The sequence below is a fragment of the Streptomyces sp. SID9727 genome (assembly GCF_010550605.1).
In the GTDB taxonomy this organism is placed as follows: Bacteria; Actinomycetota; Actinomycetes; order Streptomycetales; family Streptomycetaceae; genus Streptomyces.
Window position 1 is genome coordinate 1 of record NZ_JAAGNI010000081.1, and the last position, 3,123, is coordinate 3,123.

The following is a 3,123-nucleotide window of genomic DNA, read 5'->3' on the forward strand; positions in this document are numbered from 1 at the left end:
GCCCGCGTACCCCGGCGGGGGCGCGCCGCCGCAGCCGCACGCCACGCAGCCGACGCCCGCGCCCAAGAAGCGGCGGGGGCGGGTGGCGGCGATCGCGGTCGCGGCCGTGCTGCTGTTCGCTCTGGCCGGTGGCGGTACGGCCTACTTCCTGCTCAAGGACAACAAGAGCGACGATAAGGGGAACACGACCGCCCAGGACAAGAACCCGCCTGCCCCCAAGGTGAGTGCGAAGCCGAGTGCGGAGCCGACGGAGTCGGGGGACGACGGCGCGTCGGACGAGACCAACCCGATGCCCACGGCCACGTCGAGTCCGACGCCCGAGGACTTCGCGGGGATCAACCTCACGCGGGGGTATCACCTGACTTTCGGGGACTCGGATGTCCGGCCGCAGGACGGCACGGATGGCGGGTACGACCTGACGTATGAGTCCGGATACCTCGACGCGGAGAGCGAGGGCGGCCGCCTCACGCTGCTCGACCCGGGGCAGGCGGGCTCGTTGGACGTCTGCCGGTCGGAGACCCGGTTCGCCGACACCATCCCCCTGGAGCAGTTGTCGAAGGGGCGGCAGGTGTGCGTCACCACGGGCACGGGGCACATGGCGCTGGTGACCTATCAGGGGCACTCGCCGGAGGACTCCCCGAGCGACTACGTCACGCTCGACGTGACGGTGTGGCGGAACGCGGCGCGGTGAGCGCGGGCGGGGGCTGGGGTTCCGGGCCTACGTCGCCCCGGTGATCAGCCGCTGGAGCGCCGGGGCGTACAGGTCCGCGATGCGTTCCGGCGTCGCGGACGCCCCCGCGCCCTCCCGGTGCAGGCTCAGCGTCGCGCCCAGGCCCAGCAGGTGGCCCGCCAGGAGCTCCGCGCGCAGGGCGCGGTCCTCGCCCGGGAGGCGGGCGGTGAGCGCGTCCGTGACCTGTTCGTGGAAACGGTCGCGGAGCAGGGAGCGTTCGTCCTGGTTGCCCAGGGAGAACACGACGCGGAGCAGCGGGTCCGACTGGAGCGCGCGGCGGCGGGTGACCAGGGTGACCACCAGGTGGCGGCCCAGCACGTCGAGCGGGGCGTCGAAGAGCTCCGCGGCGGCCGGCCCGAAGTCGGCCACCGTGTTGAACAGCTCCTCCTTGCGGCCGAAGTGCTTGACCACCAGGGACGGGCTCACCCCGGCGTCCGCCGCGATCCCCCGGATCGTCACCTCCGCGTACGGGCGCTGCGTGAACGCCCGCCGGGCGGCGCGCAGGATGGCGTCCCGGCCCGTGCCGGTGTCCGCGGCCGGGGTCGCGGCGATGGCCTGGCCACCGGTCATGCGCCCTCCTGGATTCCCGCCGGCCGCGCACCCCCCGTCGGGGTGACCGGCGCCGTGCGGCTCTCCTCGACCGTACCCGCCCCGGTGGGCTTGCGGCCCGGCAGCATGAGCGTGACCAGCAGGGCCAGCAGCGCCGCGCCCGCCGCGATGACGAAGACCAGTTGGTACGCGTGCAGGGTCGGCGCGGTCCGGCCGCCCGCCCGGAAGGTGAGGTTGGCCAGGACGGCGGCCACCGTGGCGCTGCAGAACGCCTGGCCGATCGAGCGCATCAGGGTGTTCAGGCCGTTCGCCGCGCCGGTCTCGCTGACCGGGACCCCGCGCATGACGAGGGCCGGCAGCGCCGAGTACGCGATCGCCGTGCCGGACGCGACGACCGTGGCGCCCGCGATGATGAGCCACAGGCTGTGGCTGGTGAAGTACCGCACCCCGTAGCCGGCCGCGATGATCCCCGCCGCCAGGGCGAGGCTGACCTTGGGGCCGTGCTTGGCGGAGATCCGGGCGGACACCGGCGAGAGCGCCACCATCGCGACCCCGCCCGGCAGCAGGCACAGACCGCTGACGACGAGCGAGGCGCCGAGCCCGTAACCGGTCGCCTTCGGCTCCTGCACCATCTGGGCGGTGACCAGGGAGTTGGCGTAGAAGGCGAAGCCGATGAGCAGGGCCGCGACGTTGGTGAGCAGGACGGCCGGGCGGGCGGAGACCCGCAGGTCGACCATGGGCGTCGCGACGCGGAGTTCGTACGCCCCCCAGACCAGCGCCACCACGACGGCCGCCACGAGCAGGCCGACCGTCCGGCCGGAGGTCCAGCCCCAGTCGCCGCCCTGCGTCACCGCGAGGAGCAGGCAGACCAGCGCGCCGGACAGGCCGAGGGCGCCGAGCGCGTCGAAGCGGCCGCGGCTGCGGAGCGGGGACTCGGGCACGAAGGCGAGGACGAGCACGATGTCGATGAGGCCGATGACGCCGGAGACCCAGAACATCGTGTGCCAGTCGAAGTTCTCCACCACGAGCGCGGCGATCGGCAGGCCCACCGCGGCGCCGATGCCGAGGGTGGAGCTCATCAGCGCGACGGCGGACAGCACGCGCTCGGGCGGCAGTTCGTCGCGCAGGATGCTGATGCCCAGCGGTACGACGGCGATCGCGGCGCCCTGGAGCGCGCGGCCGGTGATCAGCACGCCGATGTGGGAGCTGATCCCGCAGAGCACCGAGCCCACCACGAGCACCCCGAGCGAGGCGACGAGCACCCGCCGCTTGCCGTACATGTCGCCGACCCGGCCGAGCACGGGCGTGAACACCGCGCCGGTCAGCAACGTGACGGTGACCAGCCAGCTCGCGGCGGCCGGGGTGGCGCCGGTCAGCTCGGGGATGTGCGGGAGCAGGGGCACGACGATCGTCTGCATGACGGCGACGACGACCCCGCAGAAGGCCAGCACGCCCACCGCGAAGCGCGGGTGCGGGGCCTGGGCCGCGGGGGTCGTCGGTTCGGCGGGGGCGGGTATGTCCGCGGGCATGGTTCTCCGTTGCCGGCTCGGTGGCGGGTGAGGGGGGGTGCACGTGTGTTCACCTCCAGGGTAAACGCCTGTGCACCCCCTCGTCGCCGGGAGGGCGGAAGCGCGGGTTAGCCTCGGTTCGGGCGCCGGTGCGGCGCCCGGCGCGGGGCGCGTGCGAAGCGCGCCCGGCGCACACCCATGACGTGGACGAATGCGGAGGTGACCGCGATGGCGAAGGTGCCGGCAGCGGCGGTGGCGGCGGGCGGACTGGTCGGCGGTTACGCCGTCGCGCGGTGGACCCGCAAGCGCGCGCTGGGCGGGGTCGCGCTCGCGGCG

General features: G+C 74.2%; 2 protein-coding genes and 1 pseudogene. 1 reads left to right on the top strand and 2 read right to left on the bottom strand.

Annotated features, from left to right (window positions below):
* A pseudogene (locus G3I41_RS05180) lies at nucleotides 1-691 on the top strand (serine/threonine protein kinase); the annotation flags it as partial.
* Nucleotides 692-718: 27 nt separating this feature from the next.
* Here G3I41_RS05180 and G3I41_RS05185 read toward each other — a convergent pair.
* Nucleotides 719-1,300, bottom strand: coding sequence for a TetR/AcrR family transcriptional regulator (locus tag G3I41_RS05185; protein ID WP_164399129.1), 582 nt, complete (start codon nucleotides 1,298-1,300; stop codon nucleotides 719-721).
* Nucleotides 1,297-2,808 carry an MFS transporter gene (locus G3I41_RS05190; RefSeq protein ID WP_164399130.1) on the bottom strand — a complete coding sequence of 504 codons (1,512 nt, stop codon included), beginning with the start codon at nucleotides 2,806-2,808 and terminating at the stop codon, nucleotides 1,297-1,299. The genes G3I41_RS05185 and G3I41_RS05190 overlap by 4 nt, the downstream gene beginning before the upstream one ends.
* Nucleotides 2,809-3,123 lie beyond the last annotated feature (315 nt).